Source organism: Streptomyces sp. NPDC001493, from assembly GCF_053597235.1.
Genome location: NZ_JBSFHV010000003.1, coordinates 1 through 15,200 on the forward strand (window position 1 = coordinate 1; position 15,200 = coordinate 15,200).

The following is a 15,200-nucleotide window of genomic DNA, read 5'->3' on the forward strand; positions in this document are numbered from 1 at the left end:
CGAGAGCGACACCGAGGGATCCCTCGATGGACGTCATCGCTTCCTTGAGCGCGGTTTCGGTGTTGGCCATGAGTGCTCGTTTCCTTTCCCTGGCCCCCTCCCGGGAGGGGGCGCGCCGCTGTCGTCGTGTCAGGGCTCAGGTGGTCTGACGGCTCACCGCGAGCCCTGGAAACCGTCGCCCTCCACGATCAGCCCGGCGACCAGGGCGCCCGACATCCCCGCGTGCGCCAGGCCGCCGCCCGGGTGCGACCAGCCGCCCGCCAGGTAGAGCCCCGGCAGCCGGGTGCGGTTGGCCGCGTGCAGCAGGGCACCCGCCGCCCCGGCCAGCGCGGGCGGCGGCACCGAACCGCCGGGCGCGCCCGTCTGCGCCTCCGTCTCGGCGGGGGTGCGCACCTCGGTGTCGAGGACCCGCTCGCGCAGGCCCGGGACCGCCTTCCCCGCGGCGGCGACCACCGTCGCGGTGTACCGCTCGCGCAGGACCGGGTCCGTCCAGTCCACCGGGCCGTGCGGGGCGACCGTGGCCACCAGCGTCACCGCCTCGTGGTCCTCGTCCGGCCGGGTCGCCGGGTCGTCCGGCCGCAGCACGGTGACCGTGGGCACCTCGGCGAGCCGCCCCCCGAAGAGCGCCGCCTGCTCCGCCGCACCGTCCGGGGCGTGTACCACCGTCCGGTGCGGGGCCCCGGTGTCCCGGCCGCCGCGCAGCGAGAGCATCACCACGAAGCGGCCCGGCAGCGGACCCGCCCCGGGGTGCGGCCGCACCGGTACGTCCCCCTCGGCCGACGCCCCCGGCACCAGACCGGGCCGGGGCCGTACGCCCAGCACCACGTGGTCGGCCTCGGCCGGCGTACCGTCCGCCAGCTCCACCCCGGCCGCCCGGCCGTCCTTCTCCACGACGCGGACCACCTCCGCGCCGAACACGAACTCCACCCGCCGCGCCAGGCACCGCTCGTACAGCGCGTCGGCCAGCGCCCGCATCCCGCCCGCCACGTACCAGGTGCCGAAGGTCTCCTCCATGTACGGCAGCAGCGCGGCGCCCGCCGGGGCCTCGCGCGGGTCGAGACCGTACGCCAGGGCGTATCCGTCCAGCAGCGCGGCCAGCCGGGGATCGGCCAGCTCCCACGCGCCGACCTCGGCCAGGGTGGAGGCCTGCCGCGCGCCGCGCAGCAGCCGGCGGGTCCGCACGGCCGGGTACGGGTCACGGCCGAGCACCTGCCAGTCCGGCCGCAGCGGCTCCTCCAGCAGCGGCCGGCGCGAGCGGTCCCAGGCGTCCCGGGCCCGGTCGAGGAACTCTCCCCACCGGGCCCCCGCGCCCCCGCCGAGCGCCCCCTCCAGGGCGGCGACCACCCCGGCCCGGGAGGCGTTGGGCAGCGAGACCCGGGTGCCGTCCGCGAAGACGTGATGGCTCGCCGGATCGACCTGGGTCAGCGTCACGCGCTGCTCCAGGGACTCCTTGCCGGTCTTGACGAAGAGGTCGCGCTGCACGGCCGGCAGATGGAGCAGCGCCGGACCTGTGTCGAAGACGAAGCCGTCCCGCTCGTGCCGTCCCAGGGAGCCGCCGTACGTCTCCGACCGCTCGTACACCGTCACCCGGTGGCCTGCCACCGCGAGCCGGGCAGCCGCCGCCATGGCGCCCGTCCCGGCGCCGATCACCGCAATTCGTGCCATGCCGGTGACTTTATCGACCCCTTCCGGGGGCGGGATCCCGCCCCCTGCGGGCCGGAAGGCCGTCACTCCCGGGCCGTCGGCCGGACGGCCCCCGGGCCTCGGGACCCTCAGCCGTACGGCCAGTGCCGTCCGGCCCCGGCCACCGCCCGCTCCTGGCGCCGCTGCGCCCGGCGGAGGCGGAAGCGGCGGATGCGGGAGGCGAGCAGGTAGAGCGCCAGCAGGCCGAGCACCAGCAGCACCGCCGCGACCGAGGCCGCCGCCACCGGATGGAATATCGCGAAGGTGATGATCCCGGCCACGCCCAGGTCCTCCGCCGTGCTGACGACGACGTTGGAGAACGGCTCGGGGGAGGAGTTGACCGCCATCCGCGTACCGGCTTTGACGAGGTGGCTCACCAGCGCCGTCGAACCGCCGAGCGCCCCCGCCGCCAGCTCGGGCAGCGAACCCGAGTCGCCCGCGAGCAGCGCGGCGACGACCGCCCCGGAGGCCGGCCTGACCACCGTGTGCACCGTGTCCCAGGCGGTGTCCAGGTACGGGATCTTGTCCGCCACCGCCTCCAGGAGGAAGAGCAGCGCGGCCACCACGAGCACGTCGGTGCGCTGGAGGGACGCGGGGACCTCGTCGGAGAGGCCGGTCGCGCCGAAGACGCCGAGGAGCAGGACCACCGCGTAGGCGTTGATCCCGCTCGCCCAGCCACTGGTGAAGACCAAGGGGAGTACGGACACGGAGGCGATCGTAGTCAGCCCGCGGCGTCGGTGGATGGGCTCCCGCACCCAGACCTGAGTACGCGTACCCAGTGCCGCGGATGAGTAGCTGCGCGGATGGGCCGCCACCCGCCCGGACGGAAGAGTGGGGGCACGGAAGGGGCACGGTGCCCGGACCGCCGGCACGGGGCGGCGGACGGTCCGTGCCTCCGACGCAACGGGGGCGCACGACGGAGGAGCCAGGGGCCACGGGGGATCGGGGCCACGGGGGACGGCTCCTCCGGCAGTACGCGGGACGCCGGTCCGGCGGAGTTCGAGGGGGATCGAACTCCACCGGACCGGCGTCTTTTTCCGTGGCGGCGGCTCCACCGGACCGGCGGTCTTTCCACACCGGTCGCCGTGCTGGTGCCGGTCCGTCAGCGACCGCTGACCCGGCCGTGCAGCAGCAGCGACAGCGCCGAGTGGACCTCGTCGAGCGACCGCTCGGGCTGGAACGCCTGCCAGTCCAGAGCCGCCACCAGCACCATCCCGACCAGCGCGGCGGCGGTCAGCGGGATGTCGATCTCCGAGCTCAGCTCGCCGTTCTCCACCCCCGCCCGCAGCTCGTCCTCCACCACGGCGACCGCCTCCTGGCGCACCACCAGGAGGGTCGACTGCCAGGCCCGGTTGGTGCGCCAGAGCTCGGCCACGTACAGCTGGGTGAAGGCCGGGTAGCGGTCGATGAAGGCCAGCCCGGCCCGGATCATCGCGTCCAGCGCGGCCACCCGGGTCCCGCCGCTCGCGGCGGTCTCCTCGGCCGCCGACCGCAGCGCCGCCGTCAGCAGGCCGACGCCGTGCCGCAGCAGCTCCTCGAAGAGCTCGGTCTTGCTCTTGAAGTTGTAGTACACCGTGCCCTTGGCCACGCCGGCCCGCTCGGCGATCTCGTCCACCGTGGTCGCCGAGAAACCCTTCTCGGCGATGAGGGTCACGGCCGCCTCGTAGAGCTTCTGCCGGGTCGCCTGGCGGCGCGTGGTGCCACTGCTTTCCATGGGGTCGATTCTCACAGGTCCGCCGGTGCTCCGAGCCCGTTCGCCCCGAGCCCGCTCACAGACTCAGCTCCGGGTGCAGCCGCTCCAGGGTCCACACCTGCCTGCGCCGGGCGGCGACGGCGGTCAGCGCGAGGGCTCCCGCCGTGAAGGCCGCCAGGACAGCGCAGCCCTGCCAGACGGGCCCGGACCCGCCGCCGGTGATCAGCCGGCGCAGCGCTTCGACGACCCAGCTCATCGGCAGCCACGGGTGGACCGCCTGGAAGAAGCCGGGGCTGGTCCGGACGGGGTAGGTACCGCCGGCCGAGGTCAGCTGGAGCATCAGCAGCGCCAGCACCAGGATCCGTCCCGCCGCTCCGAACCGGGCGTTCAGCCACTGCACGATCGCCGCGAAGCAGCAGGTCACCAGGGCGAGGAAGCCGACCGTGGCCACCGGGTGCGCCATCTCCAGGCCCAGCCCCCAGTGGAGTACGGACATCAGCGCGGCGACCTGCACCAGCCCGGTCGCGGCCACCGGCAGCCAGCCGGCGAACGCGGTCCGGCGGGCGGAGGCACCGGCCGCGAGGGCCCGCCGGTTCAGCGGCTGCATCAGCATGTACGCCACCATCGCGCCGACCCAGAGGGAGAGCGGGATGAAGTACGGGGCGAAGCCGGTGCCGTAGTTCGGGGCCGAGTGCAGCGACGAGGAGGCGAGGCGGACCGGGTCGGCCATGACCGCGGTCCGCGCGTCGCGGTCCTCCTCGTCGTAGTCCGGGATCTCGCCGACGCCGTCGTTCAGCCCGTCCGCCAGCGTGGTGGACCCGTCGCTCAGGCGGTGCAGCCCGCTGTCCAGGCCCAGGGCGCCCGTCTTCAGCTCGCCGACACCGGTGTCCAGCGCCAAGGCCCCGGACTTCGCCGTGGACAGCCCGGAGTGCAGGGTTCCGGCGCCCTCGGCGACCTGCTGCGCGCCCGCGTTCAGGGCGTCGACCTTCGCCACGGCCGACTCCAGGTCGTCGTCGAGCGTCGGCGCGTGCTCCGCGAGGTCCTCCGCCCGCTGCTGCAGGACCGTCAGCCGGTCGCGCAGCACGGCGAGATCGCCGTCCTCGTCCTTCACCAGGGCGCTGACGTCGTCGGCGACGGCGGCGACGCCGGCCGCCGCCGTCACCGCCTTCGCCAGCGGGTCGCAGACGGCCGGATCCGGCAGCGGCGTGTCCTCGCACCGCTGCGCGTGGACGGCGGCGAGGTCGTCGGAGGCGGTGTGCGCGGCGGCGGCCGCGACGGGCGCGGCCTTCACCAGCTCACCGAGGTTCTCCCGCACGGTCCGCGAGGCGTCGGCGACCAGCCGGGCGGTGTCGCCGATGGACTTGCCGTCGTCATCGAGGAACGGCCGGATGCCGTCCGCGATCCGGCCGACCTGGTCGGCGAGGAGCTGGGTGCCGTCCGCGACCTGCCGCGAGCCGGTCCGCAGATCGGCGGAGCCCCGGTCGAGCGCGGTGATGCCGTCGGAGAGCCGTTCGCTGCCGGACTTGCTCTCCTTGAGCCCCTCGGCGAGGTCCTTCGACCCCTGCTCGGCCGTCGTGATGCCGCTGTGCAGGTCGTCCGCTCCGGCGGCGGCCTTCGCCGTCGCGTCGTGGATGTCCGAGAAGCCGATGAAGATCCGGTCGAGGAAGCCGCGGGAGGCCTCGGCCGAGGCCGCGGCGCGGATCTCGGAGAACACCGTCCTGGAGATCTGGCCGACGATGTAGTTGTTGGCGTCGTTGGTGCGCACCTGGAGCGCACCCGTCCCGGGGGAGTCGCCGCCACTCGACGCGATCCGCCGGCTGAGGTCGGCGGGCAGGGTGAGCGAGAGATAGTACGTACCGTTCTCGACGCCCCGCCGGGCCTCGGCGGCGTCCACCCGGTGCCACTCGAAGGTCTTGGAGTCCAGCAGCTTCGCGGTGAGCTCGTCGCCGACGGCGAGCCGGTCCCCGGCCGCCTCGCCGCGCGGGTCCGCCTTGCCGCCTGCGTCCGGGACCGTCGCTCCCTCGTCCTCGTCGACCAGGGCGACGGGAATCCGGTCCAGATGCCCGTACGGGTCCCAGAAGGACCAGAGGTAGAGGGCTCCGTACAGCAGGGGCAGCAGCAGGAGGGCGGCGAGCGCGGCGCGCGGCAGCTTCCCCCTGCCGAAGCGCTTCAGCTCAAGCCCGGCCAGACCCGTCGCGCGCATCGCCGGCCTCCTTCTCGTCGGTGGTGCCCTCGTCGGTGGTGCCCTCGGCGGTGGTGCCCTCGTCGGTGGTGGTGCCGGCGCCCGGGCCGGTGGTGGGGCCCCCGGCTGCCGTGCCCGTCGTCGGCCCGGTGCGTACGGCCGGTACGCCCTCGGGGGCCTCGGCGCACACCGCGAGCACGGTCGTGCCCCGGGCGGCGACGGTGCGCAGCAGCTCCCACGCCGCCTCCCGGCCCGCCGCGTCGAGCCCGAGGTCGGTGTCGTCGACCGCGAGCAGCCGGGGCTCGTCCAGCAGGGCGAGGGCCACGGAGAGCCGCAGGGCGTCCAGCCGTCCCAGGTCCCGGGCCTGTGTCCGCCCGGCCTTCGGCAGGGCGGTGAGGTCGAGTCCGGCGGCCTCCACCACCTCCGCGACCCGCTCGCCCGATGCCGCACGCTCCCGGCGCGGACGGAACAGCGCCCGGACGGGGCCGGTGTACCGGCTCCGGAGCAGGGCGCGCTCCCGCAGATGTTCGGCGACGGTCAGGGCCCCTTCGAGCTCGCTGACGCCGGGGACCGGTCCGAGGGCGGTGATCCGGCGGACCGCCGAGAGCCTGCCCGGGAGCGGGTAACCCCCGGTGCTCGCCCGGCCCTCCGTCGTCCGCATCCGGCCGGTGAGCGCCAGCAGCAGCGAGGTCCGGCCCGAGCCCGAGGGGCCGGCCAGGGCGGTGAGGGTGCCGGGCGCGGCGTCGAACTCCACACCCCGGAACGCCCACCCGCGCGGACCCCGCAGTCCGAGGCCCCGCACCTCCACGGCGGCGCCACGCGGCGTGCCCGCCGGCTCTTCGTCTGCCATCGCTCCCCCTCTTCGCACTGCCCGGCGTTCCGCACGGCCCGGCACCGTTTTTTGAACTGACTGGTCAGTGCAAAAACGTAGCCGGAACGCACGCCGGAAGCAAAAGACCAGGTCAACGGGGGCTTGAACCGCATTGTCAGTGGTACCCGCCACCATGGACACATACGGCCACCGAGCCGTCACAGACGACAGGAGGATCGTCATGGCCAGCTCGTCCGCAGCTGCCGCCCCGGGGCGCCGCGCAGGCAGCCCTGCCCCCTCACCCACCGGTCCGCCCGACGACGTCCACCCCGTGTCGCGCCGCACCGGGGCCCCGCCTGCCGCCCTCGACCTCCTCGCCAAGGCCCACGCCGGCCTGACCGAGGCCGCCGTCCTCGACGTCCCCAACGAGCGGTACGCCACCGCGCATCTCGCCGCCCTGCGCGCCGCCGCGGCCGTACTCGCCGCCCGCGGCCGCCCCGAGGCGGACAAGCGCCGGCGCGAGCGCATCCGCAGCGCGTGGGAGGTGCTCCCGGAGATAGCGCCGGAGCTCACCGAATGGAGCGCCCTCTTCGCCTCCGGGGCAGGGCGCCGGGCCCGTGCCGAGGCGGGGCTCCCCGGCGCGGCGAGCCGGCGCGACGCCGACGACCTGCTGCGCGACGTGGCGATGTTCCTGCGGCTGGTGGAGCGGCTGCTCAGCCTCCACCCCGCCCTCCCGCAGCCGAGGAGGGGCCGCCCCGGCGCGGGGTGACGGCGCTCCCGGCGGACGGTGCGCGGGGCGGCGGAGCGGGAGGGGGAGGTGGGAAGCGGGAGGCAATAGGGTAGGAGCGCACCCGCACCACCTGCACCGTTCACGCTCCGCCGCCCGCAGCGGCATCGCGCCGAGGAGTCATCTGCCGTGTCGGACCAGCCGCGCCCCCGCGCCTCTCTCCGTACCGCCGTGGTCTGGGAGGTCCTCAAAGGCGCCCTCGACCGCCAGGTGAAGGCGACCGGCAGCGACACCCTGGAAGTTCTGGACACCGGAGGCGGCACCGGCAACTTCGCCGTGCCCGCCGCCCGGCTGGGCCACCGCGTCACCGTCGTCGACCCCAGCCCCGACGCCCTCTTCGCGCTGATGCGCCGGGCCGACGAGGCGGGCGTCGCCGACCGGGTCCGCGGGGTCCAGGGCGACATCCTCGGGCTGTTCGACGTGGTGGAGCGCGGCACCTTCGACGCGGTGCTCTGCCACGGCGTCCTGGAGTACGTGGACGACCCGGCCGAAGGCGTACGGAACGCGGTCGGGGCGCTCCGCGCGTCCGGCGCGCTCAGCCTGCTCACCGCGGGTTCGGGCGGCGCCGTGCTGGCCCGCGCCCTCGCCGGTCACTTCGTGGAGGCCCGCCGGGCGCTCACCGACCCGGCGGGCCGCTGGGGGGACGCCGACCCGGTGCCCCGCAGGTTCACCGCCGACCAGCTCTCCGGCCTGATCCGCGACGCGGGGCTCGACGTCGCCTCGGTGCACGGTGTGCGGGTCTTCGCCGACCTGGTCCCCGGCGTACTGGTGGACACCGAGCCGGGTGCGATGGAGGCCCTGCTGAAGCTGGAGGCGGCCGCCGCCGAGCTGCCGGCCTTCCACTCGGTCGCCACCCAGCTGCACGTCCTGGGCGAGCGCCGGGCCTGACGGCGGCCCGCCGTGGAACACCGGGTGACGGGGGAGCGGCCGACCGGCACCGCGAAGGCGGGCGCACCCGGTGCATCCCCTCCCGCTCCGGGCCCCCGATCCGGGCCCGGGCCCCGTATGATCGGGTGACAGGATCCGGCATGACGGATCGGCCGTCGGGGAATCAACGCCTCAAGGGCCGAACCGACATGGCGGTACGGACTGGCTGCTGGCTGGTGGGCGCGGGTTTCCCGGGGGCGAATCCCTGCCTATCCTGGAAGGGCCGCTTACCGGTCGCCCCCGCGGCCGACGACGAGGAGGACTCCGTGCCGCTCTCGGAGCACGAGCAGCGCATGCTCGAGCAGATGGAGCGAGCGCTGTACGCCGAAGATCCCAAGTTCGCGACAGCGCTTGAGGGAAGCGGGCTGCGTACGTACACCCGGCGACGGGTCTACCAGGCGGTCGCTGGGTTTCTGGTGGGTATCGCGCTCCTCATGGCCGGAATGGTCGCCCAGCAGATCTGGATCAGTGTGGTCGGGTTCCTCGTCATGCTCGGTTGCGCCGTTCTCGCGGTCACCGGCTGGCGCAGGGCGCCCAAGCCCGGAGAACAGCCGCAGCGCGGCGCCCCGGCCGCCGGGCGTGGGCCCAGGCAGCGCCGGTCCGTGATGAACCGCATCGAGCAACGGTGGCAGCGCCGCCGCGACGAACAGGGCCAGTGAGTCTTCCCCCGTCCGGTGGGCCGGGCGGGGCCGGTACGACGTAGGGCCGGTACGACGTAAGAACGTACGACGGAGGGGCGGAACGCGCACGACGCGTTCCGCCCCTCCGTCATGTGCGCCCGGGGCCGTTCCGGTCCGTGAGCCCGTCCCCCGAGCCCGTTCCGCACAGAGGGGGGCGGGCCGTGCCCCCGAGGGTGCACGGCCCGCCCGGGCTTCCCGGGATCAGCCCCGGGAACGGGACGGGCGGAGGGAGCGGCCGGCCGCCGCCACCCGCTCGCCGAACCGTCCCGCCAGCGCCGTCCGGCGTTCCGACACCGCCCACACCACCCGGACGGCCGAGCGGGGAGCGAGCGCCGCCCGGAGCCGGGCGAGCCGGCCCGCGCGGCCGGCCAGCCCGGCCCGTACCAGCGCCGCGTCCTCGAAGAGCCGGGCCGGCTGCTGCGCCCGGGGCGCGTACAGGACCTGCTCCACGGCGCCCGCCACCCGGTGCAGGGCCGCCGCCGCCTCACCCTCAAGACCGCCCAGCCGCACGACGCGGTCGGCGGCCCGGCGCGGGGTCAGCGCCTCGTCCGGGACGATCCCGTGGTCCCAGGCCGTATCCGTGATCTCCCGCCAGACCGCCAGCGTTCTCGCCGCCGCGTCCGCGGGCGTCCGCCCGCCCGACCCGTACAGCCGGCGACGCCGCTGCCGGGTCCGCCACAGCAGCGGCGACAGCGGGACCAGCACGACCAGCACCACGCCGAGCGCCACCAGGGCCACCGTGCCGAGCGGGAACCCCGGCCCGGCCGTGTCCGCGGCGACCGGAGCCGCCGAGGGCCCGCAGGCACCCTCCTTGCGCATCAGCGCCGAGCAGCTCTCCGAGGCGGACGGGGCGGCCGAGGGCTGCGCCGAGACCGAAGCGGTCGGAGCGGCCGACGTGTCGGTGGACCCGGTGGGCGCCTGGGGCACCGTGTAGGAGGGCACCGAGCCCCGCGTGGGGGTCGGCTCGAAGCGCGTCCACCCCACACCCTCGAAGTACAGCTCCGGCCAGGCGTGCGCGTCCCGCAGCCCGACCGAGACCGACCCGTCCGCCTGCGTCGTCCCCGGCGTGAAGCCCACCGCGACCCGGGCCGGGATGCCCAGCGTCCGGGCCATCGCCGCCATGGCGAACGAGAAGTGCACGCAGAAGCCGCGCTTGTCCTTGAGGAACCGTGCGATCGCCGCCGTCCCGGTGCCCGAGTTCACCGAGGTGTCGTACGTGAAGCCGCCGTTCTGCGCGAACCAGTCCTGCAGCGCCACGGCCTGCTCGTAGTGGTTGGCCGAGCCCCGCGTGACCTGCGCGGCGGTCTCCGCCACCACGTCCGGCAGGGACGCCGGCACCTCGGTGTACTCCAGGGTCAGGTCCTCCGGCGGCAGCCCGGCCGATGCGAGCTGCGCCGCCGTCGGCTCCACCACCAGGCTGCTGACCCGGTACCGCGCTCCGCGCGTCGTCTGGCCGCCGTCGCCGATGAGGGTGCGCCCCACGGGCTCGTACCGCCAGCGGCCGTCGACGCTGACGCTGGTCGCCGGATACGGCATCGGCAGATAGTCCTGCCGGTAGTCGTCGGACGCGGTGATCCGGGTGGTGACCTCGGTGGCGAGGACGTCCTGCCCGAGGCCCGTCGGCTGCGGGAGCCGGTCCGGTACGTCCCGCAGCGCCCGTTTGGACGGCAGCCACTCGCTCCCGGTGAACCGGTCGAGGGAGAGGATGCGCAGATAGGAGCCCTGCGCGGCGCCGTCCTCGGAGCGGTAGCTCAGCACCTCCCTGTTCTCCGACTGGTTGAGGTTGTCCTGGAGGGAGACCAGCGGGTTCACCGCCGAGATCGTGCCCCCGCCGCCACCCCGCCCGTTGCCGGTGCCCAGGCCGTCCAGCAGACCTCCGCCGAGCGCCGGCAGCGCGGCCGGAACCACCAGCGCGACGCCCAGCGCCAGCACACCGATCCGGCGCCCGGTGCGCACCGGGGACTTCACCCGGGCCCCGGACGGCGGCCCGCCGCGCGCCGGGCCGGCGAAGAGCCGCCCCCACTGGGCGGTACGGTCCCGGCCCTCGGCCAGCAGGAGCAGCAGATAGCCCGAGGCCGCCAGCACGAACCACAGCCGGCTCGCACCGCCGTCGGAGAGCCCGCCCGCCACCGAGTAGAGCGCGAGCAGCGGGAGCCCGGCCGGTGCGGCGGCGCGCAGCGTCACCGCCAGCACGTCGACCAGCAGCCCGATCAGCAGGACCCCGCCGACCAGCAGCAGCTTGATGCCGTCCGTCATGGGTGCGGGGGGCGCGTACCGGCCGACGTCGTCCGTGCCCGCCGTCAGCAGGTCGCCCAGCCACTGGACGGCCCCCGGGCCGGGCAGCACCCCGAACAGCGCCCTGTCACCGGCGAACGCCGCCGTCAGGAGCACCAGCGCGACCAGCACCTGTATCCCGACGGCCACCGCGCGCGCCGGCACGAACCGCCGTGCCAGCGCCCCCGCCGTACTCTGCACGGCGAGCAGCAGCGCGGCCTCGAAGATCCATGTCCAGGGGTCCACCAGGGGCAGCAGCGCCCCCGCCGCCAGCAGCGTCGCCGCGTAGGCGCACAGGGCGAGCCGGACGGGACCGCTCATGACCATCCTCCGGAGAAACCTGTCGCAGCGCCGCCACCGGCGGGCTGGGTGTCACCGGGCTGCCCGGCCCGCTGCCACACCTGGGCGAGGTCCGCCCCGGGCGGCACCGGAACCGCGGTCCAGCCCGCTTCGCGCAGCCGCCGCAGCCGCTCCGCGAACGGGGTCGCCGGCGTCGGACCCGCGCCCGGCGCCCACGTCTCGCCGTCCAGTACGAACGCGACGGCCGCGCCGCTGCGCCGCCGCATGGCCGCCGCGACCGCCACCTGTTCCTCGTCCAGATCGCCCAGGAACGCGAGCAGCAGGCCCTCGTGGCCGCCGCGCAGCACCTCGTGCGCACCGTCCAGGCCGCCCGCGTCGGAGTGCTCGACGACCGCGAGCGTGTCCAGCATCAGTCCGGCCGCCTCGGCGGACGCGTGCTCGGAACCGGAGGAACCGAAGGCACCTGAGACACCGGAGGAACCAAAGGAACCGAAGGCACCGGAAGAGCCGGACGTCCTGGACGAACCGGAGAAGCCGTCGCCGCCGTCACCGGGCATCGCACCGCCCTCGTCCGTCAGCAGCCGCACCGCGAAGCCCCGCTCCACCAGGTGCGCCAGCGCGGAGGCCGCCGCGGCCACCGCCCACTCGAACGCCGACTCCGGCCCGGAGCCCCGGAAGGCGGACCGCCGGGTGTCCAGCAGCACCGAGGCCCGTGCCCGCTGGGGCTGCTCCTCCCGGCGCACCATCAGCTCGCCGTAGCGGGCGGTGGAACGCCAGTGGACCCGGCGCAGGTCGTCGCCGTGCCGGTAACCCCGCGGCAGTACGTCGTCCTCGCCCGCCTGGGCGAGCGAGCGCTGGCGCCCGTCGCCGTAGCCGGAGGCCGCCCCGGTGAGCCGGAGCGGGGGGAGCGCCTGGGTGCGGGGGATCACCACCAGGGTGTCGTGGGCGCTGAAGGAGCGGGTCAGCTCGCACATCCCGAACGGGTCGGCGAGCCGCATCTGCAGCGGCCCCAGCGGGTACCGGCCGCGCAGGTCCGAGCGGACCCGGTAGGAGACCTCCCGCCGCCCGCCCGGCTCCACCCGGTCCAGCACGAAGCGGGGCCTCGGCCCGAGCACGTACGGAACGCGGTCCTGCAGCATCAGCAGCCCGGAGGGAAGGCGGGAGGCGTTGTCCACCCGCAGGTGCACCCGCGCCTCCGAACCCGCGGGCACCCGCGAGGGCGACAGCCGCCGCGTGCCGACGACCCGGTAGCGGGTGCGATGGAGCGCGGCGACGCAGACGAGCGGCAGCACGGCGAGCAGCAGGCCGACCCGGAGCAGGTCGGCCTGGCCCAGTACGTAGGCGCAGACCGCGGCGGCGATGCCGGCGGCCAGGAAGGAGCGCCCCCGGGTGGTCAGCCCGCCCAGGGCCGCCCGCAGGGTGCCTCTGCCACCGTCGGCCTCGTCGCCGGCCGCGCCGCCTCGGGGGCCCGGCCCCCGGTGCGCGTCCGCCATCACGGCCGCCGCGTGCCGGGCGCGTACGCCGGACCGCCCTGCGGGTACGGGGGTACGCGCCGGTCGGCGGTCCGGTCGTCCGGCGAGGTGGGTACGGGCGTGCGCTGCAGGATCTCCGCCACCACCTGCTCCGCCGTGCGGCGGTTCAGCTGGGCCTGCGCGGTGGGCAGCAGACGGTGGGCGAGCACCGGCACCGCGAGCGCCTGGACGTCGTCCGGCAGGGCGTAGTCCCGTCCGCCGAGCGCCGCCGCGGCCTTCGCCGCGCGCAGCAGGTGGAGGCTGGCCCGGGGCGAGGCGCCGAGCCGCAGGTCGGGGTGGCTGCGGGTGGCCTGGACCAGCTCGACGGTGTACCGCCGCACGGACTCGGCCACGTGCACCGAGCGGACCGCGTCGATCAGCTTCACGATGTCGTGGGCGTGGGCCACCGGCTGGAGGTCGTCCAGCGGCGGGACCCCGCCGTGCACGTCGAGCATCCGCAGCTCGGCGTCGAGGCTGGGATAGCCCATCGACACCCGGGCCATGAACCGGTCGCGCTGGGCCTCCGGCAGCGGGTAGGTGCCCTCCATCTCGACCGGGTTCTGGGTCGCGACGACCATGAAGGGGTCGGGCAGCGCGTAGGTCTGCCCGTCGGTCGTGACCTGCCGCTCCTCCATCGATTCGAGGAGGGCGGACTGCGTCTTGGGCGACGCGCGGTTGATCTCGTCGCCGATCACGATCTGGGCGAAGATGGCGCCCGGCTTGAACTCGAAGTCCTTGCGCTGCTGGTCGAAGACGGACACCCCGGTGATGTCCGAGGGCAGCAGGTCCGGGGTGAACTGGATGCGGCGCACCGAGCAGTCGATGGACCGGGCCAGCGCCTTGGCCAGCATGGTCTTGCCGACTCCGGGCACGTCCTCGATCAGCAGGTGGCCCTCGGCGAGCAGCACGGTCAGCGCGATCCGCACGACCTCGGGCTTGCCCTCGATCACGCGCTCCACCGACCCGCGCACCCGCTCCGTCGTGGCGGTCAGATCAGTGAGGTTCGTTCGCTCGTCATAGGTGGTCACCCGGTCCTCCTCGGCCCTTCACGCACGGGCCCGCACCGCCGAACGGCCTGGCCCACCCCGATTGCGGACGCCCCTCCGGAAGCCCCGGAGTGCGTCACCCACCGCATTCTTGTTGCCGTTACCGCTTCGTGTCACTCGCCTCCGGCCAACCCGGGCCGATATGTCGGGTGTTGTCGATATTCGGATGCCGGTTCGAGGCGAAAAAAGGGCGGGGCGGCCCGTGTGGAGGGTCGATCAAGGGGCTGGTGAAAGGGGGGCCGGAGGTGGCCCCGTGACAGAAATGGCGACCCCGCGGCGTAGTGCGCGGGGTCGCCGGGGAGCGAGGGGGTTCAGGAGGCCGGGGAGATCTCGCGCAGCAGACCGGTCTTGACGTCGAAGACGAAGCCCCGGACGTCGTCCGTGTGCAGGAGGAACGGCGAGGTGCGGACCCGCTGGATCGACTGGCGCACGTCCTGGTCGACGTCGGAGAAGGACTCCACCGCCCACACCGGCCGCTGACCGACCTCCAGCTCCAGCTCGTGGCGGAAGCCCTCGGTCAGCGATTCGAGACCGCAGGTGGTGTGGTGGATGAGTATGACGCTGCGGGTGCCCAGCGCCCGCTGGCTGATGGTGAGCGACCGGATCACGTCGTCGGTGACCACGCCGCCCGCGTTGCGGATGGTGTGGCAGTCGCCGAGCTCCAGGCCCAGCGCGGCGTGCAGGTCGATGCGGGCGTCCATGCAGGCGACCACGGCCACCTTCTGGACCGGGCGGGCGTCCATGCCCGGGTCCGTGAACGCGCTCGCGTACGTGGCGTTCGCCGCCACCAGGCGGTCCGTGACGGAGTCGCCCGGGGTGGCGGGGGTGGCGGAAGGAGACTGAGCAGAAGTCGACATGGCTACGACGTTAGCCGCCCGGCCTGCTCGGAGCGGCTCGGGGAAAAGGACAAAGAACGTCAACGAGGCTTGTTGTGAGCTAACCCACAGGACTCGCCCGGGCTCACCCGTCCGGGTGAGGACCGGGGGCCACCGGAGCGGGGCGACGCGCTGAGCGGTTCGTTGATCCGGAATCGATCGAATGGCAGGGTGGACTAAAGTGACGCGAAGTTACCGACCCGGCCGCGAGGCCGGTTCCGTTCCGCCGCTCCACTTGTTTCCGCTGCATGTTCCGGAGCCTTCCGCGACTTCTGCGGTTCCGGTGGCACCCGTGGTCCTCGGTGGTCCCGGCGGTTTTCAGCGGTACGCGCGGCAGTTTTGGCAATGCGCCGCGGAAGTCCGTACAACTCCATACATTTCTCCACCTCCGTCATTCTCCGCATTTCCGATGTCCCCGTGATGTGCGGCGA

The 15,200-nt window shown here is 74.6% G+C and carries 12 protein-coding genes; 3 read left to right on the forward strand and 9 right to left on the reverse strand.

The features are described from left to right. Window positions 1-153 precede the first annotated feature (153 nt). From ACWCWD_RS05180 to ACWCWD_RS05200, 5 genes are all read right to left on the reverse strand, one after another. Window positions 154-1,665, reverse strand: coding sequence for a phytoene desaturase family protein (locus tag ACWCWD_RS05180; protein ID WP_450770393.1), 1,512 nt, complete (start codon window positions 1,663-1,665; stop codon window positions 154-156). A 107-nt stretch (window positions 1,666-1,772) separates the two neighbouring features. After that, window positions 1,773-2,390 carry a DUF4126 domain-containing protein gene (locus ACWCWD_RS05185; RefSeq protein ID WP_450770394.1) on the reverse strand — a complete coding sequence of 206 codons (618 nt, stop codon included), beginning with the start codon at window positions 2,388-2,390 and terminating at the stop codon, window positions 1,773-1,775. A gap of 395 nt (window positions 2,391-2,785) precedes the next feature. Further along, window positions 2,786-3,397, reverse strand: a complete 612-nt coding sequence (locus ACWCWD_RS05190; RefSeq protein WP_450770395.1) for a TetR/AcrR family transcriptional regulator — start codon at window positions 3,395-3,397, stop codon at window positions 2,786-2,788. A gap of 55 nt (window positions 3,398-3,452) precedes the next feature. Further along, complete coding sequence (locus ACWCWD_RS05195; RefSeq protein WP_450770397.1) at window positions 3,453-5,579, reverse strand: YhgE/Pip family protein; 2,127 nt, start codon at window positions 5,577-5,579, stop codon at window positions 3,453-3,455. After that, on the reverse strand, window positions 5,551-6,408 hold the full coding sequence (locus ACWCWD_RS05200) for an ATP-binding cassette domain-containing protein (RefSeq protein ID WP_450770398.1): 858 nt from the start codon (window positions 6,406-6,408) through the stop codon (window positions 5,551-5,553). The genes ACWCWD_RS05195 and ACWCWD_RS05200 overlap by 29 nt, the downstream gene beginning before the upstream one ends. Before the next feature lie 202 nt (window positions 6,409-6,610). On the opposite strand from ACWCWD_RS05200, the gene ACWCWD_RS05205 reads away from it, so the two are divergent. The 3 genes from ACWCWD_RS05205 to ACWCWD_RS05215 all read left to right on the forward strand — a co-directional run bounded on the left by ACWCWD_RS05205 (window position 6,611) and on the right by ACWCWD_RS05215 (window position 8,742). Further along, on the forward strand, window positions 6,611-7,138 hold the full coding sequence (locus ACWCWD_RS05205) for an SAV_6107 family HEPN domain-containing protein (protein WP_450770399.1): 528 nt from the start codon (window positions 6,611-6,613) through the stop codon (window positions 7,136-7,138). 147 nt (window positions 7,139-7,285) lie between these two features. Beyond that, complete coding sequence (locus ACWCWD_RS05210) at window positions 7,286-8,044, forward strand: class I SAM-dependent methyltransferase (protein WP_450770401.1); 759 nt, start codon at window positions 7,286-7,288, stop codon at window positions 8,042-8,044. A gap of 305 nt (window positions 8,045-8,349) precedes the next feature. Further along, window positions 8,350-8,742, forward strand: coding sequence for a DUF3040 domain-containing protein (locus ACWCWD_RS05215; RefSeq protein WP_386890618.1), 393 nt, complete (start codon window positions 8,350-8,352; stop codon window positions 8,740-8,742). A gap of 222 nt (window positions 8,743-8,964) precedes the next feature. Here the strand turns inward: ACWCWD_RS05215 and ACWCWD_RS05220 are convergent, their stop codons facing one another. The 4 genes from ACWCWD_RS05220 to ACWCWD_RS05235 all read right to left on the reverse strand — a co-directional run bounded on the left by ACWCWD_RS05220 (window position 8,965) and on the right by ACWCWD_RS05235 (window position 14,751). Further along, the gene (locus ACWCWD_RS05220; RefSeq protein ID WP_450770403.1) at window positions 8,965-11,358 is read right to left on the reverse strand and encodes a transglutaminase TgpA family protein; all 2,394 of its coding nucleotides are present in this window, start codon (window positions 11,356-11,358) and stop codon (window positions 8,965-8,967) included. Beyond that, window positions 11,355-12,830, reverse strand: a complete 1,476-nt coding sequence (locus ACWCWD_RS05225; RefSeq protein ID WP_450770404.1) for a DUF58 domain-containing protein — start codon at window positions 12,828-12,830, stop codon at window positions 11,355-11,357. The genes ACWCWD_RS05220 and ACWCWD_RS05225 overlap by 4 nt, the downstream gene beginning before the upstream one ends. Continuing rightward, the gene (locus ACWCWD_RS05230) at window positions 12,830-13,876 is read right to left on the reverse strand and encodes an AAA family ATPase (RefSeq protein WP_450770405.1); all 1,047 of its coding nucleotides are present in this window, start codon (window positions 13,874-13,876) and stop codon (window positions 12,830-12,832) included. The genes ACWCWD_RS05225 and ACWCWD_RS05230 overlap by 1 nt, the downstream gene beginning before the upstream one ends. 329 nt (window positions 13,877-14,205) lie before the next feature. Next, entirely contained in the window at window positions 14,206-14,751 is a 546-nt protein-coding gene (locus tag ACWCWD_RS05235) for a beta-class carbonic anhydrase (protein ID WP_450770407.1), read from the reverse strand. Window positions 14,752-15,200: the final 449 nt, after the last annotated feature.